The sequence below is a fragment of the Streptomyces justiciae genome (assembly GCF_015163075.1).
GTDB classification, from domain to species: Bacteria; Actinomycetota; Actinomycetes; order Streptomycetales; family Streptomycetaceae; genus Streptomyces; species Streptomyces justiciae.
On record NZ_JADDXU010000006.1, the window covers coordinates 365,358 to 385,012 of the forward strand.

A 19,655-nucleotide genomic window follows, 5' to 3' on the forward strand; every position below is an offset into this window, starting at 1 on the left:
CCGAGCGCGCACGCAGGGGGTGGCCCGCACTTCACGAGGGTGCGGGCCACACCCTTGTCGGCATCCAGGACTGACATCTAACATTTCAGTTGTGGAGGCCATACCGCGTACGTTGCTCAGGGACCGCGCCTACGCGGCCATCAGGGACGCCATCGTGGCCGGGGAGCTGGAGCCCGGCGCGGTGGTGCGGGACGCCGAGCTCGCCGAGCGGCTCGGGCTGTCACGGGCGCCGGTACGGGAGGCGTTCTCCCGGCTGGTCGACGAAGGGCTGCTGGAGAGCAAGCCGCAGAGCTACACCCGGGTGACGCCGGTCGTGGCCGCCGACGTACGGGACGCCGCCGCGGTCGTCGGCGCCATGCACGAACTGGTCACCCGGATCGCCGTGCCCCGGCTGTTCGCCGCGGACATCGAGGCGATGCGGACGACCAACGAGCGGTTCGCCGCGGCCGTCCGCGCGGGTGACGTGGACGGCGCGCTCCAGGCCGACGACGACCTCCACGACGTCCTCGTCCGCGTCAGCGGCAACCGCGCCGCCGCCGCGACCGCCGCCCGCTACACCCCCCTCATCCGCAGGCTCGAACGCCGCCGCTTCGGCGAGGGCGGCAACTGCCGCTCCGCCGGGCTGCACGAGCGGCTCATCGAGGCGTGCGCGGCCGGTGACGTGGACGCGGCCGTGCGGGTCACCGCGGAGATCTGGCGCGGGCTGGCCGAGCTCGCCGACACCGACTGAACAGGCGACCGATCCAGGGAGGCCCACATGTCCCTTTCCTCGTACGAGCGTTACCCCCTCCTCTTCGGGCCCTCGCCCGTCCACCCCCTGGAGCGTCTCACCGCGCACCTCGGCGGGGCGTCCCTGTGGGCCAAGCGGGAGGACTGCAACTCCGGGATCGCGTACGGCGGGAACAAGACGCGCAAGCTGGAGTACCTCGTCGCCGACGCCCTCGCGCAGGGCTGCGACACCCTCGTCTCCATCGGTGGCGTCCAGTCCAACCACACCCGGCAGGTCGCGGCCGTCGCCGCCCGCGCCGGGCTCAAGTGCGTGCTGGTGCAGGAGAGTTGGGTGGACTGGCCGGACGCGGTCTACGACAAGGTCGGCAACATCCTGATCAGCCGGCTCGCCGGGGCCGACGTACGGCTGGTGCGGGCCGGGTTCGGGATCGGGTTCAAGGGGAGCTGGGAGCAGGCGCTGAGGGAGGTCGAGGAGTCGGGCGGCAAGCCGTACGCCATCCCGGCCGGCGCCTCCGACCATCCGCTCGGCGGCCTCGGCTTCGCCGGATGGGCCTACGAAGTCGCCGAGCAGGAGCGGGAGTTGGGGGTCTTCTTCGACACCGTCGTGGTGTGCTCGGTGACCGGCTCCACCCAGGCGGGCATGGTCGCCGGGTTCGCCGCGCTGGAGGAGGCGGGCGGACGGCCGCGGCGCGTGCTCGGCATCGACGCCTCGGCGAAGCCCGCCGCCACCCGGGAGCAGATCGCCAGGATCGCCCACGCCACCGGCCGACTCATCGGTGTGAAGCGGGAGTTGACGGTGGCCGACGTCGAGCTGGACGAGCGCTACCACGCCGGCGTGTACGGCATCCCCGACGACACCACCCTCGCCGCGATGCGCCTCGCGGCCCGCACCGAGGGGATGGTCACCGACCCCGTCTACGAGGGCAAGTCGATGGCCGGGATGATCGACCTCGTCGAGCGCGGGGAGATCGGGCCGGACGCGACCGTGCTGTACGCGCACCTGGGCGGGCAGCCGGCGCTGAACGCGTACAGCGCGCTGTTCTAGCCGACGGGCGGGGTCAGGGTTCGAGGTCGGTCACTCCCTTGCCGGTCGCGATGTCGAACGGTACGGAGACCTGGTCGTGCGTGATCAGCCATCCGCCGTCGGTCTTGCGGAGGCAGTAGGTGACCCTGACCCACATTCCGCCGATCGCCGTCCCGTCCTTCAGGGTGCCGCCGAGCCGGCCGAAGGCGTGCCCGAACGCGAGGTCGTCGCCCACAGTGAGCGTCAGGTCGCGGAGCTCGTACGTGACCGTCTCGAAACCCGTGAACACGGGCTCCCAGTTCCTGAGTTTGGCCTCGACGCCCACGTGCTGGAGCGGTGGCTGGACGTCGAAGGACACGATGTCCGGCGCGTAGAGCGGCCTCAGGGCGTCGGGGTCCTTGGCCCGGAGGCCCTCGACGAGCTTCTCGATGTGCCGGCGGATCTCTGCTTCTTCGCTTCTCATGAACTCGACGCTATGACCGCGTGGTTATCTTGTCCAAGACCGATATCGCGATGGGGTTATGCGTCCGGAGGCATGATGGAGCTGAACTCGCTCAGGCAGTTCCTGGTGGTGGCGCGACTGGAGCACCTCAGCCGGGCCGCCGACGAGTTGCGCCTCGCCCAGCCGTCGCTGAGCCGGACCATCGCCCGGCTGGAGAGCGAGCTCGGCACCCCGCTGTTCGACCGGGGCGGCCGGCTCCGGCTGAACGACAGCGGCAGGATCTTCCGCGACCACGTCGAACGTGCCCTGGGCGAACTCGACGCGGGGCGGCGTGCCGTCGCCGAGGCCGGCGGCGAGGGGGTGGGTGTCGTACGGCTGGCGTCGGAGACCTTCCTGACCCTCTCGGGCCCGCTGGCCGCCTACAAGCGCGCGCATCCCGCCGTCGAGATCGCGCTGCACTGGTCGCCGCCCGAGGACATGGCCCGGCGGCTGCGCGCCCAGGAGGTCGACCTGTGTGTCGCCTCGCAGCCGATCCCCGCCGAGGGGCTGGAGTCCGTGGCGCTGTTCGAGGAGCCGGTGGGTGTGGGCACGCCGCTCGGTCATCCGCTGGCCGGGCGTACGTCCGTCACCGTCGACGAACTCGCCGACCAGCCCTTCGTCACCGCCCGCGAAGGGCACTGGCTGCGGCGGCTGCTGGAGCGGCTCTTCGCGGCGCGGGGCCTCACCCCGAGGATCGTCTGCGAGACCGACGAGCACAGCGCCATCGCCGACCTGATCAGCGCGGGTCTCGGCATCGGCCTCGCTCCCGCGATCGCCCGCCTCAGCGCCACCCAGGCGCCGGTCGCGTGGATTCCCGTGGACAGCCCGGACTGCCGCCGCACGGTCACGCTGCACTGGGGCGCCCAGAACCATCTGCCGGCTGCCGCGCGCTTGATGCGTACGGTGATCAGCGGTTGGGACTGGGGTGCGGATTCGACGGCGTGATCCGGAAACGGCGCGGCCGCCCTTGCGCGCGGTGCGCGGGGGCGGCCGTTCCGGGGTGGCTGGTGAGGCGGCGGCTTACAGGGCCTGGGCGGCCGGCTTCACCATTCCCCTCACCGTGCGCGACTTCACGAAGTCGCCCATCGCCGTCATCTCCCACTCACCGGAGAACTGCTTGATCAGCTTCGCCATCATCACGCCGGTCTGGGGCTCGGCGTTGGTGAGGTCGAAGCGGACCAGCTCCTCGCCGGTGGCCGCGTCCAGGAGGCGGCAGTAGGCCTTGGCGACCTCGGTGAACTTCTGGCCGGAGAAGGAGTTCACCGTGAAGACCAGGCCCGTGACGTCCTGCGGGAGGCGGCCGAGGTCGACCACGATGACCTCGTCGTCGCCACCGCCCTCACCCGTGAGGTTGTCGCCGGAGTGCTTGATCGCGCCGCCGACGATCGACAGCTTGCCGAAGTAGCAGCTGTCGACGTGGTTGCGCTGCGGGCCGTAGGCGATGACCGAGGCGTCCAGGTCGATGTCCTTGCCGCGGTACGCCGGCTCCCAGCCGAGGCCCATCTTGACCTGGGAGAGCAGCGGGCGGCCGCCCTTGACCAGGGACACGGTCTGGTTCTTCTGGAGGCTGACGCGGCCCTTGTCGAGGTTGATCTTCCCGGTGCCGGGCGCGTGCGCGGGCGGCGGGGGCGTGCTCATCGGCGGGGCCGGCGGGGTGACCGGGGTCTGGATGGTGGGCTGCGGCGGGGCGACCGGCTGGGGCGGTGCCACCGGGGCCTGGGCCGGGGCCGGTTCCTCGACCGTCACGCCGAAGTCGGTGGCGATGCCTGCCAGGCCGTTGGCGTAGCCCTGGCCGACCGCGCGGGCCTTCCAGGCGCCGTTGCGCAGGTAGATCTCCACGACCACCAGGGCCGTCTCGGTGCCGAGCTGCGGGGGCGTGAAGGTGGCGAGGACGGAGTTGTCGTCGGCGTTGCGGATCGTGGCCGTCGGTTCGATGCCCTGGAAGGTCTGGCCGGCGGCGTCCGGGCTGGCCGTGACGACGATCTTCTCGATGCCCGGGGGGACGGCGGCGGTGTCCACGATGATCGCGTCCGGGGCCGCGCCGCCGCCCGAGCGGTAGGTCACGCCCGGGCCGCTCGGCTGGTTGTAGAAGATGAAGTCGTCGTCGGAGCGCACCTTGCCGTCGGCGGTGAGCAGCAGGCCCGATACGTCGAGCCGCACCGGGGCGGCGACGTCCACCGTCACGCGCGCGGTGGAGAGAGGGATGTTCGAGCCGGGGGTCATAGCTGTCATGCCTCGTGAACGATCCAGCCCGCTTTACCGTTCCCTTACCCGCGACCGTTCGGATCAGAGGTGGGGGCGGGGGGTGGATCAGCGGCGGTTGCGGGGGTGGTTCCGGGCCGTGCGTTCGTTGCCGCGCTTGTAGTTCCCGGTCCAGCGGGCCATGACGAGCTGGGGGTCGGAGGCGGACTCCACCTCGGCGAGGAACTGGGCGGCCCGGGGACCGTGGAGGGTGGTCGCGGGGCGGTGGTGGTGGGTGATGTGGACGGTTCCGTCGGCGTGGGCTTCGTAGCGGAAGCCGTGTGGGTTCGGCATGGGCGGATGGTAGGGGGCCCGGTGGGGGTGGGCGCCAAGGGTTTTCGCCCACCCGCCCCTACCGGGAAACCTCTACGGCACCACTACGATCTTCCTGCCCACCCCCGCCGCGAACTGCTCCAGCGCCTCCGGGTACCGGTCCAGGGGGATGCGGTCGCTGATGAAGATGTCGGGGTTCAGCACCCCGTTCGCGAAGAGTTCCGCCGCGCGTTCGAAGCTGTGCAGCACCGCCATGGAGCCGGTGATGGTGATCTCCTGGTTGTAGATGCGGTACGGGTCGATCGTGACCTTCGTCGCGTAGTCGGCCACGCCGAACTGGAGGAACGTGCCGGCCTTCGCCACCCGGTCCAGGCCGTCCTGGATCGCCGCCGCGTTGCCCGTGGCGTCGATCACCAGGTCCCAGCCCTGGGGGCGGTCCAGCTCGTCCGCGTTCGCCGCCGATGCCGAGACGCCGAGTCGGCGGGCCGTCTCCAGGCGGGTCGGGTTCACGTCGATCACGTCCACGCTCGCCGCGCCCGTGCGCTTGGCCAGCTCCAGCATCATCAGGCCCATCGTGCCGGAGCCGTAGATCAGGACATGGGCGCCCAGGCGGGACTGGAGGACGTCGTAGCCCCGTACCGCGCACGACAGCGGTTCCACCAGCGCCGCGTCCTGGGTGCGGACGTGGTCGGGGAGGCGTACGCAGTTCGCGACCGGGGCGACCGCGTAGGTCGCCGCGCCGCCCGCCGTCGTCACGCCTATCGCCGCCCAGCGTTCGCAGAGGTTGTTGTGGCCGGTACGGCAGTAGCGGCACTCGTGGCAGTAGAGGGACGGGTCCACCGCCACCCGGTCGCCCACGGACAGTTCCGTGACCTGGGTGCCCACCCCGACCACCGCGCCCGCGAACTCGTGGCCCGGCACGATCGGCAGCTTCGGGGCGAACTCGCCCTGGAGGATGTGGAGGTCGGTGCCGCACAGCCCGCAGGCCGCGACCTCGACCACCACGTCCCGCGGGCCCGGCGTCGGGTCCGGGACCTCGGCAACGACGGCCCTGCCCACGGACTCGATGACGGCGGCCTTCATTTCACTGCTCCCAACGACAGGCCCTGGACCAGCTTGTCCTGGGCGGCGAACCCCGCGGCGAGCACCGGCAGGGAGATGACGAGCGACGCGGCGCACACCTTCGCCAGGAACAGGCCCTGGCTGGTGATGAAGCCGGTCAGGAAGACGGGGGCCGTCTCGGCCACGACTCCCGTGAGCACCCTCGCGAACAGCAGTTCGTTCCAGCTGAAGATGAAGCAGATCAGCGATGTCGCCGCTATGCCGGGGAGGGCTATCGGGGCGACCACGCGCGCGAGGATCGTGGGCAGCCGCGCGCCGTCCACCCTTGCCGCCTCGATGATCGCCACCGGCACCTCGGCCAGGAACGACTGCATCATCCACACCGCGATCGGCAGGTTCATCGACGTGTAGAGGATGACCAGCAGCCAGATGTTGTCGAGCATGTCGGTGTTCTTGGCGAAGAGGTAGATCGGGAGCAGGCCCGCCACCACCGGGAGCATCTTCGTCGACAGGAAGAAGAACAGGACGTCCGTCCACTTCCGGACCCGGTTGATGGAGAGGGCGTAGGCCGCGGGGAGGGCCAGGAGGAGGACGAGGAGCGTCGAACTCACCGACGCCACCGTCGAGTTGATGAGCGCCGGCCATGGGCTCGCGCCGCCGCCCGTGCCGAAGAACTCGCGGTAGCCGTCCAGCGTCAACGCCGCTCCGAAGGACGGGGGGTTGGTCGCGGCGTCCGACTCCGAGTGGAAGGACGTCAGGGCCATCCAGGCGATGGGGAGGAAGAAGAGGATCCCCAGCAGCCAGGCGGTCACGCCGAGGCCAAGTCCCTTGCGCTTCAGGATGGTTGTGCTCATGCCCGGCCCACCTCCTCGCGGAACAGAGACGAGACGACCCGCAGGGCGAAGGTCGCGATGATGATCGAGCCGATGACGACCAGGACGCCCGCGGCCGAGGCGAGGCCGTTCTCGTGGGCCTGGTAGAAGCTCTGGTAGACGGTGTAGGGGAGGTTCGCCGTGCCCAGGCCGCCGGACGTGATCGTGAAGACCGCGTCGAAGTTCTGGACGATGTAGATCGAGCCCAGCAGGGCGCCCAGTTCCAGGTAGCGGCGCAGGTGCGGGAGCGTGAGGTGGCGGAAGATCTGCCAGTCGCTCGCGCCGTCCACCCTTGCCGCCTCCAGTTGTTGGGGGTCACGGCTCTGCAGGCCCGCCAGCAGGATCAGCATCATGAACGGGGTCCACTGCCACACCAGGGACGCCTCGACCGCGAGGAGCGGGGTGTTGGAGATCCAGTCGGGTTGCGGGCCGCCGACGTAGTGCAACAGGCCGTTCAGCAGGCCGTATTCGGGGTTGTAGAGGACGTGCTTCCACAGCAGTGCCGCCGCCACCGGGACCACCAGGAAGGGGGCGATGAGCAGGGTGCGGACCACTCCTCGGCCCCGGAACTTCCGGTCGAGGAGCAGTGCAAGGACCAGGCCCAGGACCAGGCTGGCCAGGACCACGGCCACCGTCAGCAGGACCGTCGTCCACACCGAGTGGCGCAGGTCCGCGTCGGTGAGGACCTCGCGGTAGTTGTCGACGCCCGTGAAGTGCCGGGCCTTCGGGTAGAGCGCGTTCCAGTCGAAGAACGAGATCACCAGCGTGGCCACGAACGGGAGTTGAGTGACCGCGATCATGAAGATGAGGGCGGGGAGCAGCGGGGCTCGGGTGGCCCAGGCGCGCAGGCGGGCCGACGGTTGGCGCGTGGTCGGTACGGGTGTGGTGGCCAGGGGGGCCGTCGTCGTCGCGGTCATCGTCCCTCGTACTCCTCGGAGATCTTCTCGGCGAGCCGCTGGGACTTGCTCAGCGCCGACTCGACGGACTGGCGTCCGGCGATCGCCGCGCTGATCTCCTGGGAGACCTTGGTGCCGAGATCGGTGAACTCGGGGATGCCGACGAACTGGATGCCGGGCGCGGGGCGCGGCTGCACCCCCGGGTCGGTGGGCCGGGCGCCCTCGATGGCCTCCTTGGTCATCTCCTGGAAGGCGGCGGCCTCTTGGCGGTACGCGGCGTTCGTGTACGTCGAAGCGCGCTTGCCGGCCGGGACGTTGGACCAGCCGATCTCGTCGCCGACGAGTTCCTCGTACTGCTTGCTGGAGGCCCAGGAGACGAACTTCCAGGCCTTGTCGGGGTTGCGGGAGGCGTCCTGGATGCCCCAGGCCCAGGTGTAGAGCCAGCCGGACGACTTGGTCTCCTCCACCGGAGCGGGGGCGTAGCCGATCTTGCCCTTGACCGGGGAGCCCTTCGCCTCCAGGGAACCCGCCGCGCTCGTGGCGTCGTACCACATGGCGACCTTGCCCTGGGTCATGTTGTTCAGGCACTCGGCGAAGCCGGACTGGGCCGCGCCGGACTCGCCGTGCTCTCGGACCAGGTCGACGTAGAACTTCGCCGCCTTCTCCCACTCGGGGGAGTCGAGCCGGGCCTTCCAGTCCTTGTCGAACCAGGTGCCGCCGAAGGTGTTCACGACGGTCGTCAGCGGCGCCATCACCTCGCCCCAACCGGGCAGTCCGCGCAGGCAGATGCCCTTCATGCCGGACTCGGCGCCGTCCACCTTCGCGGCCAGGTCGGCGACCTGGGTCCAGGTGGGGTGAGCGGGCATCGTCAGGCCCTTCGCGGCGAACACGTCCTTGCGGTACATCAGGAAGGACGACTCGCCGTAGAAGGGCTGGCCGTAGAGCTTGCCGTCGTCGCCGGTCAGGGACTCGCGCATCGGCTTGAGGACGTCCTGTTCGTCGTACGCCGGGTCCTTGGCGACGTAGGAGTCCATCTCGTGCAGCCAGCCGTTGCGGGCGTAGATCGGTATCTCGTAGTTGGAGAGGGTCGCGACGTCGTACTGGCCGGCCTGGTTGGCGAAGTCCTGGCTGATCTTGTCGCGGACGTCGTTCTCCGGCAGCACGGTGAAGTTGACCTTGATGCCGGTCTCCTCGGTGAAGCGCGGGGCAAGCTTCTGGAGTTCGGTCATCTGGGGGTTGTTGACCATGAGGACGTTGATCGAGTCGCCGCCCGATCCCGCCCCGCCGGCTCCGGCCCAGCAGCCGGAGAGCAGCGGGGCGAGCAGCGTCCCTGCGGCGGCCAGGGCGAGCGGGGCTCGCGGTGGCCGTCGTCGGCTCGGGGTTCGCATGGATCGCTCCTGCATAAATGGGGAGATAAAGGGCGCGACAGGGTGTGACGCGCCGCATCGAGGGGTGGGTTGGGCTTTCAGACGCGGATGACTTGTGGCCCGAGCAGGGAGTAGCGGTGGGCCTCCGCCGACGGCAGCAGCGTGCTCGTGACGATCGCCTCCAGTACGCCGATCTCCGCGAACCGGCAGAAGCTGACCGCCCCGAACTTGGTGTGGACGCCCGCGAACACCGTGCGGCGCGCGGCCCGGATGGCCTGCGCCTTGACCTCGCTGACGGCCGGGTCGGGGGTGGTGAGGCCGTGTTCGCGGGAGATGCCGTTGGCGCCGATGTAGGCGAGGTCGACGACGAAGCCGGCGAGCATCTTCGTCGTCCAGTGGTCCACGGTGGCGAGCGTGCCGGGGCGGACCCGGCCGCCGAGGAGCAGGACGGAGGTGTTCTCCGCCTCGGCGAGCGCGCCGGCTACCGGGAGGGACGCGGTGACCACGGTCAGCGGGCGGTCCCTGGGCAGCGCCTCGGCGATGAGCTGGGGGGTGAAGCCCTCGTCGACGAAGACGGTCTCGGCGTCGCCGAGCAGTTCGGCCGCGGCGGTGGCGATCCTGCGTTTCTCGGGGACATGGCTGGTGGCGCGGAATGCGAGCGTCGTTTCGAAGCCGGCGCTCTCCACGGGGTAGGCGCCGCCGTGGGTGCGGCGGATGAGGCCGTGGTCCTCCAGGGCGCGGAGGTCTCGGCGGACGGTTTCCTTGGCCACGCCGAGCTGGGTGGCGAGGGTGTTGACGTCCACGGCGCCGGTCCTGCGGGCGGCCTGGACGATTTCCCGCTGGCGTTCTTCCGCGGTGCTGGTCATGAGGTCACCCGCTTTCCTGGTGCACTGCCCGTTCGGGCCGTCTGCAGGAAGTTCTACAGCGGGTGGGAGGCGGTGACCAGGCCTGTTGCAGGAAGGATAGTGACCGGGTGTGCCCGTTCGGGCAGGCTGCGCCGAAGCGCTCGGGGAGTGCGGTTGTGTGGCGGCTGCGGGTGCGTTCTGGCTGGTCGCGCAGTTCCCCGCGCCCCTGGACGGGCGCTGACGCGCCCCGTCCAGGCATCACCTCTGTTGCCCGGATACGCCTGCGGACGGGCCCGTTCGGTGCCCGTCCGTAGTGTGATCGAGACAGACTAGTACGGCCAGATCGGCGGGTCGCTCACGAAGTGGCCGCCCAGGTAGGCGTGGGCGATGTTGTCGGGGTCCAGGTCGCCCTGTTCGGCGATCAGTTTCTCGGCGTACGGCTCGGAGTCGTCCTGGGGGTCGTAGCCGAGGGCGCGGGCCGTGGTCAGGTCCCACCACAGGCGGGTGTTGGCGGAGGAGCCGTAGACGACCGTGTGCTTGACGTCCTCGGCGGTCAGGGCCGCGTGCAGGAGGCGGGCGCCGTCGGCGGGGCTCATCCAGACCGAGAGCATGCGGACGCTGGTGGGCTCGGCGAAGCAGGAGCCGATGCGGACCGAGACCGTCTCCAGGCCGTACTTGTCCCAGTACAGCTGGGCGAGGTCCTCGCCGAAGGACTTGGACAGGCCGTAGAAGGTGTCCGGGCGGTGCGGGGTGTCGATCGGGATGAGCGGGGCGTCGCCCTCGGGGCGCGGGGTGAAGCCCACCGCGTGGTTGGAGGAGGCGAAGACGATCCGCGGGACGCCCTCCTCGCGGGCGGCCTCGTACAGGTTGTACGTGCCCTCGATGTTCGCCTTGAGGATCTTGTCGAAGGACGCTTCCAGGGAGATGCCCGCGAGGTGGATGATCGCGTCGACGCCCCGGACGGCTTCGCGGACCGCGTCCTTGTCGGCGAGGTCCGCGACGATCGCGTCCGGTTCGCCCTCGATCGGCAGCAGGTCGAGCAGGCGCAGTTCGTAGCCGTACGCGGGCAGCAGCTCTCGCATCAGGGTGCCGAGGCCGCCGGCGGCGCCTGTGAGCAGAACGGTGCGGGGCGCTGGCATGCTCGGTTCTCCTTGGAGTGGACCCGTATTCACATTCGTGGACAAGCTAAGGATCATCGGCTCGTCTCGTCAAGGGTGGTGCGGGTCATGTTCATAAATGTAAACTTCGATCAGAATCCCGCACGCTGGTTTTTCTTGCTCCGACGCCGCCGTTTCTCGTTCTAGGGAGTGCCCGTGACGCCTGCCGACCTCGCCGCTCGCCTCGGCATCCCCAGCGGGCCGCTGTTCTTCCCCGTCACCGCCTACGGTCCCGACGGCGCCGTCGACCTCGACACCTACCGCGCGCATGTCCGCCGGGGCGTCGAGGCGGGGGCCGCCGCCGTGTTCGCCTGCTGCGGCACCGGGGAGTTCCACGCGCTCACGCCCGAGGAGTTCGAGGCGTGCGTACGGGCCGCGGTCGAGGCCACCGAGGGACGGGTGCCGGTCGTCGCGGGCGCCGGGTACGGCACCGCACTCGCCGTGCGGTACGCGCGGCTCGCCGAGGCGGCCGGCGCGGACGGGCTGCTCGCCCTGCCGCCGTACCTGGTCATCGCCGGACAGGAGGGGCTGCTGCGGCACTACCGCGAGCTCGCCGCCGCCACCGCGCTGCCCGTCATCGTCTACCAGCGCGACAACGCCGTGTTCACCCCGGAGACCGTCGTCGAACTGGCCCGTACGCAAGGGATCGTCGGGCTCAAGGACGGGCTCGGCGACCTCGACCTGATGCAGCGGATCGTCAGCGCCGTACGGAGTGAGGTCCCGGGCGACTTCCTCTACTTCAACGGACTGCCGACCGCCGAACAGACCCAGCTCGCCTATCGTGCCGTCGGGGTGCCGCTCTACTCGTCCGCCGTCTTCTGCTTCGCCCCCGAGATCGCCCTCGCCTTCCACGGGGCGCTGGAGACGGGCGACCGGGCGATGGTGGACCGCCTTCTCGACGGCTTCTACCGTCCCTTCGTCGAACTGCGCGCCCAGGGTCGCGGTTACGCCGTCGCGTTGGTCAAGGCGGGTGTCCGACTGCGCGGGCTCGACGTGGGGGAGGTCAGGCCGCCGCTGCACGAGCCGACCGAGGACCATGTGAAGCGGCTCGCGCAGATCATCGAACGCGGCTACGCGCTGCTGGAGGAGGAGAGCAAGTGAAGGCGTCGACATTCGTCTACCCCTGGGACGTCAACGGAGATCCGCAGGCCGCCGGAACCATCGCGGCCACCGGCGTCCAGCAGGTGACGCTCGCCTCCGCCTACCACTCCACGCGCGCGCTGACGCCCCGCCACCCGCGCCACCGCATCGTCACCGCCGAGCACGCGGCCGTGCTCTACCCCACCGACGACCGTTGGCAGGGCCGGGAGTTGCGTCCCTACACGGCCGGTGACTGGGCGCCCGGCGACGCCTTCGGCGAGGCGGCCGCCGCGCTCACCGACGCCGGTCTCGAGGTGCACACCTGGGTGGTCCTCGCGCACAACTCCCGGCTGGGCGCCGAGCATCCGGACACCTCCGTCGTCAACGCCTACGGCGACCGCTACCCATGGGCCCCGTGCATCGCCCAGCCCGCCACGCGCGCGTACCTCGTCGACCTGGCCGCCGAGGCGGCGGTACGGCCGGGCGCGCACGGCACCGAACTGGAGTCCCTCGGCTGGTACGGCCTCCAGCATCTGCACGCCCACGACAAGACCGGCGGCATCGGCCTCGGCGACGCGGGCCTGTACCTGATGGCCCTCTGCTTCTGCCCCACCTGCCGGGAGGGCTACGGCGCGCAGGGCGTCGACGCCGACGAGCTGGCGGCCGTCGTCCGCGCCGCCCTGGAGCCGGTGTGGCGGGGGGCGCCGTCCGACGGGGGCTGGGACGGGGTCGAGAAGCTGCTGGGTGCTTCGATGGCGGGCGCCACGCGCGCGTGGCGTGACGACACCGCCCGTACGCTCCAGGAGGCGGCGGTGACTGCGGTGCGCGGTGCCGCTCCGGAGGGCTTCCAGGTTCTGCTGCACGCCGACCCGGTCTCGTACCACGTCGGCGCCAACCCCGGCGTGGACCCGGCGCACATCCTGTCCGTCGCGGACGGGGTGGTCGTGCCCTGTGCCGGCGGGCCGGGCCTTCTGACCCCGTTCGCGGAGGTCGGGGCCGAGGGTTCCGTCGTCGCCGCCAACTTCACCGTCGTCTCCGGCATGGGCGGCAGCCCCGGCACCCTCGCCTCGGACGCGGCACGCGCGCGTGCGCTCGGGGCCACGGAACTGCGGCTGTATCACGCCGGGTTGGCGTCGGACGCGGACCTGGAGGCGGTGCGGTCGGCGCTCGCCGGGTTGTGAAGCAGGGGGAGGGCGGTGGCCAGCCACGCTGCGCCCAGGATCGGCAACAGGGGGCGTAGGCCGAGCGGTTCGATCAGTGCGGCGCCTGCGGCCAGGCCGAGGACGTTCGGGGCGAACACCAAGGTGTTGGCCGTGGCGATGGTGCGGCCGAGCAGGGTGGGTGGGGTGTCCCGTTGTACGGCTGTCAGTACGGTCACCAGCACACACGGCAGGCCCAGGCCGATCGCCGCGCTGCACGCCAGCGCCAGCGGGTCGGCCGGTATCGCGCGCAGGCCCGCCGCGACTGCCGTCAGCGCGATGCCGTACGCCGCGAACCGGCGCTCGCCGAAGCGCCGCAGCGCGGGGCCGGAGAGCAGGCCGGCCGTCAGGGAACCGGCACCCTGGACGGCGTACAGGACACCGGTGTACGCGGGGGCGTGGCCGAGGGCGTCCACGACCGCGTAGATCAGCGCGCCGTTGAGGCCGGCGAAGAGCATGGTGGTGCCGCCGGCCAGGACGAGGGGGCGGAGCCGGGGGTGTCGCCACAGGTGGCGGGCGCCCTCGGTGGTCTGTGCGCGCCAGGTGAGGGTGGGGCGTCGGTCGGGGCGGGGCTCGTGGACGCGGAGGCGGGTGTACAGGCCGACAGCGATCAGGAACGTGGCGGCGTCCAGGGCTGCGACGGCCGGGCCGCCGTACGTCGCGTACAGGCCCGCGCCTGCGAGTGGGGCGAGGAGTTTCATGCCCTCCGTGGCCGACATGCGCAGGCCGTTGAAGTCGCCGAGGAGGGTGTGGTCCACGGCTGTCGCGACGAGGGCGGACTCTGCGGCGTCGTGGACGATGCCGGTCGCGCCGTATACGAAGAGCACCGTGAAGAGGAGCCACAGGTCGGCGGGGGCGTCCACGGTGGTGAGGGTGAGCAGGAGGGTGGCGAGGAGCAGGTTCGCTGCGATGAGGAGCGGTTTGCGGCGGCTGCGGTCGGCGAGGGTGCCGAGGGCGGGGCCGGCCAGGGTGGGGGTCCACATCGCGAGCATGCAGAGTGCGGCGAGGCTGTTCGAGCCGGTGAGGTCCTTGACCCAGACGCCGGAGGCCAGCCAGAGGGCGGAGGTGCCGAAGCCGGAGACGATGACCACGGTGAGGTAGAGGCGGGCGTTGTGGTCGTGGAGGAGGGGGCGGGGGTTTGGGGGCTTCGGGGGCTTCGGGGGTGTCATGTCTGTTGATCGTGGAGCTAAGGAGGGGGTGGTGGGATGGGGAAGGTGCCCTAGAAATCGGTGGGCGGCGATGAGTTTTGGCGGTGGGGGCGGTCCATCCTTCAGACGACGCTCTGAGGAGAAGCGAATGACTGACGCACCCCTGGATCTCGGACCGCAGACCCGTGTCGTGGCACGTCTCGCGGAGGCGGTGACCGACGAGCAGCTGGCGGACGGGACGCCGTGTCCGGAGTACGCGGTACGGAATGTGCTGGGCCACCTGCTTCATCTGTCCGTGGCCTTCCGTGACGCTGCCCGGAAGGATCTCGGCGCCACGACGGACACCCCGCCGACGGCTGCGGTGCCGGACATCGGGCCCGGCTGGCGTGAGGAGCTGCCGAAGGTGCTGGCCGAGCTTGCGGATGCGTGGCGTGACCCGGGCGCCTGGACCGGCATGACCCGGGCCGGGGGTGTCGATCTGCCGGGTGAGGTCGGCGGTGCTGTCGCGGTCGACGAGCTGGTGATCCATGGTTGGGATCTGGCGGTCGCGACCGGTCAGCGGTACGAGCCTGATCCGGCCGCGCTTCGGGCGACGTACGACTTCCTGTTGGCTGCTGCCGAAGACCCGAGTCGAGGTGGTGGCATTTTCGGGCCGGTGGTGCCGGTTGCGGATGATGCGTCGCTGCTGGAGCGGACGGTGGGGTTGAGTGGGCGGGCGCCGGGGTGGGCAGGGCGCTGAGGGTTCGTGGGGGGTCGGGGCCGCGCCGGGGGGTGTCCGTCCTCGGAACGGCGCGGAATCGGTCACCTATAAAGGGCGGCCGTGTTGACGCGCCAACCGCTGCGGGCGGACACCCCCCGACACGTCCCCTCACGTTCGAACGCGGCTGCGGGTGACGCCCCCCAGGGGCGCGGGGAACTGCGCGACCAGCCACGACGCTGCCGCAGTCGCCCGACTTGTCTTCGTGGCAGTCCCTTGGGCGCTAAATGAGGGGCGCCCAACCGTGCCTCCGCCTACCCTCCCCGCATGTCTCTCCGTGTCACCGTTCTCGGTACCGCCTCGCCCCACCCCGGCCCCGACAATCCCTGCTCCGGCTATCTGGTGCGGGGTGGCGGGGCCGAGGTGTGGGTCGATGCCGGGTTCGGGAGCTTCGCGGAGTTGCGGCGGCACACTGATCCGACGCGGCTCGATGCCATCTGGATCTCGCATCTGCATGCCGATCACTACGCCGATCTGACGGCCGCCTTCTACGGGTTCGCGTACGGCGGGCTCACCCTGTCCGCGCCGATCCCGGTGTACGCGCCGCGCGACTGCGCCTCGCGCCTCGCCGGGTTCTTCGGACGGCCCGACACGGGGTTCCTGAACGGGGTCTTCGACTTCCGTGCGCTGCGCCACGGGTACACCGTCCAGCACCGAGACCTGACCCTGACCGCCTCCGCGGTCGAGCACGAGGTCGAGGCCTACGGTCTGCGCGCGGCGGCTGGTGGCCGGGTGCTTGCCTACTCCGGGGACACCGGCCCGTGCGATTCGCTCCTGCATCTCGCCGGCGGTGCCGACCTGTTCCTCTGTGAGGCCGATGTGGACGCACATTGCAAGGGTGAAGTCGATCCGGTGCATCTGACGCCCGAGGAAGCCGGTGCCGGTGCCCGAATGGCCGGTGGCGTGGGGAAGTTGGTGATCACCCACGTCGGTCCCAGCTTGAGTGTTGAGGACGCGACTGCCCGTGCGGCCTCGGCTTTCGGCGGGCCTACGGTCGCCGCCCGTGTCGGCGAGACCCACACCGTCTGATCGGCAACCTCAACTTCCTTTGTCAGAAGCATTGACGAAATCCTTACCCCCTCCTACCTTCAACGCGTCGTACTTCGTACGTCATATATGAGACGCGATACGCGAGATCAGATACCCGAGATCTGATACGTGACTTCCGAGAGGCGCGCATGACCTCTGTGCCCACGCCGATCCCGTCCCGCACGCAGTTCGTGCTGGACGCGATCAAACACCGCATCCTCACCGGGCAGTTGACGCCCGGGCAGGCGCTGGTCGAGACCGACCTCGCCGCGCAGTTCGGGGTCTCCAAGACCCCGGTGCGCGAGGCGCTCAAGACCCTCGCCGGTACCGGGCTCGTCGTGATGAGCCAGTACAAGGGCGTCACGGTGCGCATGGTGGACGCGGACATGGCGCGCGAGGTGTATGACGTCCGGCTGCTCCTGGAGCCAGAGGCGTTGAAGCGGGCCGTCAAGCGCGGGGCCTCCCTCGCCGAGGCCCGGGACGCGCTGACCCGTGCGGACCAGGCCACCGACACCGCCGAACGTTCGCTGGCCAACCGGGAGTTCCACCGCGCCCTGTATCTGCCGTGCGGCAACCCGCTGCTGGGCCGGATGCTCGACGAGGTCCGTGACCAGGCCGCCCTCGTCTCCGCCGTCGCCTGGGCGGCCTCGCCTTCCTGGGAGCGGGAGGCCGGTGAGCACCGCGAGATCCTGCGGCTCGCCCTCGACGGTGACGCCGACGGCGCCGCCCGCGCCCTCCACGCGCACATCGCGTCGTTCGTGCAACGGGCCTTCCCGGACGCCGAGTCCGAGGCCCAGGGAGAGGACGGTCAGGCATGACAACGACGTTCGAGACCCAGCGGGCCGCCCTGGCCGACGTGGTCGCGATCCCGGTGACACCCTTCGCCGAGGACGGCTCCGTCGACCAGGACGCCCACCGGGCCCTGCTGCGTCGTCTGCTCGATGGGGGGGTGCGCACGCTCACTCCCAATGGGAACACCGGCGAGTTCTATGCCCTGACCCCGGAGGAGCGGCAGCTTGTCACCGAGATGACGATCGACGAGGCCGGTGAGCGTGCCGTGATCCTCGTCGGTGTCGGTCATGACGTGCCCACCGCGGTCGCCTCCGCGCGGCATGCCCGGGAGCTGGGCGCCGCCATGGTGATGGTCCACCAGCCCGTCCATCCGTACGTCTCCCAGGGTGGTTGGGTCGACTACCACCGTGCCATCGCAGAGGCCGTGCCCGAGCTGGGTGTCGTGCCGTACATCCGGAACGCTCAGCTCAGCGGGTTGAGGCTGGCTGAGCTCGCCGACTTCTGCCCGAACGTCATCGGTGTGAAGTACGCCGTTCCGGACGCGTCGAGGTTCGCCGGCTTCGCCCGGGACGCGGGGCTCGACCGGTTCGTATGGGTCGCCGGGCTCGCCGAGCCTTATGCCCCTTCCTACTTCTCTGCGGGTGCCACCGGGTTCACCTCGGGGCTCGTGAACGTCGCCCCGGCCGTCTCGCTGAACATGATCGAAGCGCTTCGATCCGGTGATTACCCGGCCGCCATGAAGGTCTGGGAGCAGATCCGCCGCTTCGAGGAGCTTCGCGCGGCCAACGGTTCCGCCAACAACGTCACCGTCGTCAAGGAGGCTCTCGCCTCCCTGGGGCTGTGCCGCCGCGATGTCCGGCCGCCGAGCAAGCCGCTGCCCGAGGACGAGCGGGACGAGGTCGCCGCCATAGCCGCCGGGTGGTCGATATGACGGACAGCAGAGAGCGGTTGAGCGCGGAGCAACTCCGCAGCCATCAGTGGTACGGCACCGAAGGGCAGTTGCGCACCTGGTCGCACAACGCCCGGATGCGGCAGCTGGGTTACGAGGCGGAGGAGTACCGGGGGCGGCCGGTCGTCGCCGTTCTCAACACCTGGTCCGACATCAATCCCTGCCATGTGCATCTGCGCGAGCGTGCCGAGGCCGTCAAGCGGGGGGTGTGGCAGGCCGGGGGGTTCCCGCTCGAATTTCCGGTCGCGACTCTGTCGGAGACTTATCAGAAGCCGACCCCGATGCTCTACCGCAACCTGCTTGCGATGGAGACCGAAGAGTTGCTGCGGTCGTATCCGATCGACTCGGCCGTGCTGCTCGGTGGTTGCGACAAGTCGACGCCCGCCCTGCTCATGGGCGCCACCTCGGCTGACGTACCGTCAATCTTCGTCCCTGCCGGGCCCATGCTGCCCGGGCACTGGCGCGGTGAGACGCTCGGGTCCGGTACCGACATGTGGAAGTACTGGGACGAGCATCGCGCCGGGAATCTGACCGATTGCGAACTCCGGGAATTGCAGGGTGGGTTGGCGCGGTCTCCCGGTCACTGCATGACCATGGGTACGGCGTCCACCATGACCGCGGCCGCCGAGGCGCTCGGGATGACGCTGCCCGGTGCCTCCTCGATCCCGGCCGTCGACTCCGCGCACGAGCGGATGGCCGCCGCCTCCGGGCGCCGGGCCGTGGAGCTGGCCTGGACCGCGCTGAAGCCGTCCGAGATCCTCAGCCGTGAGGCCTTCGAGGACGCCGTCACCACCGTGCTCGGGCTGGGCGGTTCCACCAACGCCGTGATCCACATCATCGCGATGGCGGGTCGCGCCGGCATCAAGCTCACCCTCGACGACTTCGACCGCATCGCCCGTACCGTGCCGGTGCTGGCGAACGTGCGGCCCGGTGGTCAGACGTACCTCATGGAGGACTTCTACTTCGCCGGCGGCCTGCCCGGCTTCCTGTCGCGGATCACCGATCTGCTCCACCTGGACCGGCCGACCGTCAACGGCACGCTGGGCGGGCAGTTGGAGGGTGCGGTCGTCCACGACGACGACGTCATCCGTGGCCGGGAGAACCCGGTCGCGAGCGAGGGCGGCGTCGCCGTTCTGCGCGGCAACCTCTGTCCGGACGGCGCGGTCATCAAGCACATCTCCGCCGAGCCGCACCTGCTCAAGCACACCGGTCCCGCGGTCGTCTTCGACGACTACAAGACCATGCAGCGGACGATCAACGACCCGTCGCTCGGCATCACCGCCGACAGTGTGCTCGTGCTGCGCAACTCCGGGCCCAAGGGCGGTCCGGGCATGCCCGAGTACGGCATGCTCCCCATCCCCGACCATCTGCTCAAGCAGGGGGTGCGGGACATGGTCCGGATCTCCGACGCCCGTATGAGCGGCACGAGTTACGGCGCCTGCGCGCTGCACGTGGCGCCCGAGTCGTACGTCGGCGGACCGCTCGCCCTCGTGCGCAGCGGTGACCAGATCACCCTGGACGTCGAGGCCCGTTCCCTCCATCTCCATGTGGAGGAGGACGAGTTGGCGCGGCGACGGGCCGACTGGACGCCGCCGCCCGTGCGTTACGAGCGCGGCTACGGCGCCCTCTACAACGAGCAGATCACGCAGGCCGACACCGGCTGCGACTTCGAGTTCCTCGCCCGGAAGGGCACCGTGCAGGACCCCTACGCGAGCTGATCCCGAGCACCACGGCCTGTTTCTTCGTGGCCTTCG

The 19,655-nt window shown here is 70.4% G+C and carries 20 protein-coding genes; 10 read left to right on the forward strand and 10 right to left on the reverse strand.

Features of this window, described 5'->3' with window-relative positions; genetic code table 11:
• Window positions 1-100 precede the first annotated feature (100 nt).
• Together IQ210_RS19540 and IQ210_RS19545 are read left to right on the forward strand one after the other, a co-directional pair.
• Entirely contained in the window at window positions 101-730 is a 630-nt protein-coding gene (locus IQ210_RS19540) for a GntR family transcriptional regulator (RefSeq protein ID WP_194080467.1), read from the forward strand.
• 27 nt (window positions 731-757) lie between these two features.
• Window positions 758-1,774: a 1-aminocyclopropane-1-carboxylate deaminase gene (locus IQ210_RS19545; RefSeq protein WP_194080320.1), complete on the forward strand. Its 1,017-nt coding sequence runs from the start codon at window positions 758-760 to the stop codon at window positions 1,772-1,774.
• A gap of 13 nt (window positions 1,775-1,787) precedes the next feature.
• Here IQ210_RS19545 and IQ210_RS19550 read toward each other — a convergent pair whose 3' ends face one another.
• Window positions 1,788-2,216 (reverse strand): YybH family protein, encoded by a 429-nt coding sequence (locus IQ210_RS19550; RefSeq protein ID WP_194080321.1) that lies wholly within the window; start codon window positions 2,214-2,216, stop codon window positions 1,788-1,790.
• Between the two features lie 72 nt (window positions 2,217-2,288).
• Here IQ210_RS19550 and IQ210_RS19555 point away from each other — a divergent pair, with 72 nt between their 5' ends.
• A complete protein-coding gene (locus IQ210_RS19555; RefSeq protein ID WP_228047989.1) occupies window positions 2,289-3,179 on the forward strand; it encodes a LysR family transcriptional regulator in 891 nt (296 codons plus the stop codon).
• A 75-nt stretch (window positions 3,180-3,254) separates the two neighbouring features.
• On the opposite strand, the gene IQ210_RS19560 is transcribed toward IQ210_RS19555, so the two are convergent.
• The 8 genes from IQ210_RS19560 to IQ210_RS19595 form a co-directional block, all read right to left on the reverse strand.
• Entirely contained in the window at window positions 3,255-4,457 is a 1,203-nt protein-coding gene (locus IQ210_RS19560; protein WP_194080469.1) for a TerD family protein, read from the reverse strand.
• Between the two features lie 87 nt (window positions 4,458-4,544).
• A complete protein-coding gene (locus tag IQ210_RS19565; RefSeq protein ID WP_194080322.1) occupies window positions 4,545-4,769 on the reverse strand; it encodes a hypothetical protein in 225 nt (74 codons plus the stop codon).
• A 72-nt stretch (window positions 4,770-4,841) separates the two neighbouring features.
• The gene (locus IQ210_RS19570; RefSeq protein WP_194080323.1) at window positions 4,842-5,831 is read right to left on the reverse strand and encodes a zinc-dependent alcohol dehydrogenase family protein; all 990 of its coding nucleotides are present in this window, start codon (window positions 5,829-5,831) and stop codon (window positions 4,842-4,844) included.
• On the reverse strand, window positions 5,828-6,664 hold the full coding sequence (locus IQ210_RS19575) for a carbohydrate ABC transporter permease (protein WP_194080324.1): 837 nt from the start codon (window positions 6,662-6,664) through the stop codon (window positions 5,828-5,830). The genes IQ210_RS19570 and IQ210_RS19575 overlap by 4 nt, the downstream gene beginning before the upstream one ends.
• Entirely contained in the window at window positions 6,661-7,599 is a 939-nt protein-coding gene (locus IQ210_RS19580) for a carbohydrate ABC transporter permease (RefSeq protein WP_194080325.1), read from the reverse strand. The genes IQ210_RS19575 and IQ210_RS19580 overlap by 4 nt, the downstream gene beginning before the upstream one ends.
• Window positions 7,596-8,966, reverse strand: a complete 1,371-nt coding sequence (locus IQ210_RS19585) for an ABC transporter substrate-binding protein (RefSeq protein ID WP_194080326.1) — start codon at window positions 8,964-8,966, stop codon at window positions 7,596-7,598. Before IQ210_RS19585 ends, IQ210_RS19580 begins: the two co-directional genes overlap by 4 nt.
• A 77-nt stretch (window positions 8,967-9,043) precedes the next feature.
• Complete coding sequence (locus IQ210_RS19590) at window positions 9,044-9,811, reverse strand: DeoR/GlpR family DNA-binding transcription regulator (RefSeq protein ID WP_194080327.1); 768 nt, start codon at window positions 9,809-9,811, stop codon at window positions 9,044-9,046.
• A gap of 308 nt (window positions 9,812-10,119) precedes the next feature.
• Window positions 10,120-10,929: an NAD-dependent epimerase/dehydratase family protein gene (locus IQ210_RS19595; protein ID WP_194080328.1), complete on the reverse strand. Its 810-nt coding sequence runs from the start codon at window positions 10,927-10,929 to the stop codon at window positions 10,120-10,122.
• A 174-nt stretch (window positions 10,930-11,103) separates the two neighbouring features.
• Between IQ210_RS19595 and IQ210_RS19600 the strand changes: the two genes are divergently transcribed.
• Window positions 11,104-12,048, forward strand: coding sequence for a 5-dehydro-4-deoxyglucarate dehydratase (locus IQ210_RS19600; protein ID WP_194080329.1), 945 nt, complete (start codon window positions 11,104-11,106; stop codon window positions 12,046-12,048).
• A complete protein-coding gene (locus tag IQ210_RS19605) occupies window positions 12,045-13,208 on the forward strand; it encodes a hypothetical protein (protein ID WP_194080330.1) in 1,164 nt (387 codons plus the stop codon). The genes IQ210_RS19600 and IQ210_RS19605 overlap by 4 nt, the downstream gene beginning before the upstream one ends.
• Here the strand turns inward: IQ210_RS19605 and IQ210_RS19610 are convergent.
• Window positions 13,145-14,395, reverse strand: a complete 1,251-nt coding sequence (locus IQ210_RS19610; protein ID WP_194080331.1) for an MFS transporter — start codon at window positions 14,393-14,395, stop codon at window positions 13,145-13,147. The genes IQ210_RS19605 and IQ210_RS19610 overlap by 64 nt on opposite strands.
• Window positions 14,396-14,522: 127 nt before the next feature.
• Between IQ210_RS19610 and IQ210_RS19615 the strand changes: the two genes are divergently transcribed.
• The 5 genes from IQ210_RS19615 to araD all read left to right on the forward strand — a co-directional run bounded on the left by IQ210_RS19615 (window position 14,523) and on the right by araD (window position 19,619).
• A complete protein-coding gene (locus tag IQ210_RS19615; protein WP_194080332.1) occupies window positions 14,523-15,113 on the forward strand; it encodes a TIGR03086 family metal-binding protein in 591 nt (196 codons plus the stop codon).
• Between the two features lie 285 nt (window positions 15,114-15,398).
• Window positions 15,399-16,160 carry an MBL fold metallo-hydrolase gene (locus tag IQ210_RS19620; RefSeq protein WP_194080333.1) on the forward strand — a complete coding sequence of 254 codons (762 nt, stop codon included), beginning with the start codon at window positions 15,399-15,401 and terminating at the stop codon, window positions 16,158-16,160.
• 149 nt (window positions 16,161-16,309) lie between these two features.
• Window positions 16,310-16,978, forward strand: coding sequence for a GntR family transcriptional regulator (locus tag IQ210_RS19625; RefSeq protein WP_194080334.1), 669 nt, complete (start codon window positions 16,310-16,312; stop codon window positions 16,976-16,978).
• Window positions 16,975-17,883, forward strand: coding sequence for a dihydrodipicolinate synthase family protein (locus IQ210_RS19630; protein WP_194080335.1), 909 nt, complete (start codon window positions 16,975-16,977; stop codon window positions 17,881-17,883). Before IQ210_RS19625 ends, IQ210_RS19630 begins: the two co-directional genes overlap by 4 nt.
• Window positions 17,880-19,619 carry an L-arabinonate dehydratase gene (araD, locus tag IQ210_RS19635; protein WP_194080336.1) on the forward strand — a complete coding sequence of 580 codons (1,740 nt, stop codon included), beginning with the start codon at window positions 17,880-17,882 and terminating at the stop codon, window positions 19,617-19,619. The genes IQ210_RS19630 and araD overlap by 4 nt, the downstream gene beginning before the upstream one ends.
• Window positions 19,620-19,655 lie beyond the last annotated feature (36 nt).

Coding starts and splice junctions, on each gene's coding strand:
- IQ210_RS19625 (WP_194080334.1), top strand. CDS start 16,310: ATGACCTCTGTGCCCACGCCGATCCCGTCCCGCACGCAGTTCGTGCTG.
- IQ210_RS19630 (WP_194080335.1), top strand. CDS start 16,975: ATGACAACGACGTTCGAGACCCAGCGGGCCGCCCTGGCCGACGTGGTC.
- IQ210_RS19620 (WP_194080333.1), top strand. CDS start 15,399: ATGTCTCTCCGTGTCACCGTTCTCGGTACCGCCTCGCCCCACCCCGGC.
- IQ210_RS19585 (WP_194080326.1), bottom strand. CDS start 8,966: ATGCGAACCCCGAGCCGACGACGGCCACCGCGAGCCCCGCTCGCCCTG.
- IQ210_RS19610 (WP_194080331.1), bottom strand. CDS start 14,395: ATGACACCCCCGAAGCCCCCGAAGCCCCCAAACCCCCGCCCCCTCCTC.
- IQ210_RS19580 (WP_194080325.1), bottom strand. CDS start 7,599: ATGACCGCGACGACGACGGCCCCCCTGGCCACCACACCCGTACCGACC.
- IQ210_RS19555 (WP_228047989.1), top strand. CDS start 2,289: ATGATGGAGCTGAACTCGCTCAGGCAGTTCCTGGTGGTGGCGCGACTG.
- IQ210_RS19575 (WP_194080324.1), bottom strand. CDS start 6,664: ATGAGCACAACCATCCTGAAGCGCAAGGGACTTGGCCTCGGCGTGACC.
- IQ210_RS19595 (WP_194080328.1), bottom strand. CDS start 10,929: ATGCCAGCGCCCCGCACCGTTCTGCTCACAGGCGCCGCCGGCGGCCTC.
- IQ210_RS19550 (WP_194080321.1), bottom strand. CDS start 2,216: ATGAGAAGCGAAGAAGCAGAGATCCGCCGGCACATCGAGAAGCTCGTC.
- IQ210_RS19565 (WP_194080322.1), bottom strand. CDS start 4,769: ATGCCGAACCCACACGGCTTCCGCTACGAAGCCCACGCCGACGGAACC.
- IQ210_RS19590 (WP_194080327.1), bottom strand. CDS start 9,811: ATGACCAGCACCGCGGAAGAACGCCAGCGGGAAATCGTCCAGGCCGCC.
- araD (WP_194080336.1), top strand. CDS start 17,880: ATGACGGACAGCAGAGAGCGGTTGAGCGCGGAGCAACTCCGCAGCCAT.
- IQ210_RS19545 (WP_194080320.1), top strand. CDS start 758: ATGTCCCTTTCCTCGTACGAGCGTTACCCCCTCCTCTTCGGGCCCTCG.
- IQ210_RS19570 (WP_194080323.1), bottom strand. CDS start 5,831: ATGAAGGCCGCCGTCATCGAGTCCGTGGGCAGGGCCGTCGTTGCCGAG.
- IQ210_RS19615 (WP_194080332.1), top strand. CDS start 14,523: ATGACTGACGCACCCCTGGATCTCGGACCGCAGACCCGTGTCGTGGCA.
- IQ210_RS19560 (WP_194080469.1), bottom strand. CDS start 4,457: ATGACCCCCGGCTCGAACATCCCTCTCTCCACCGCGCGCGTGACGGTG.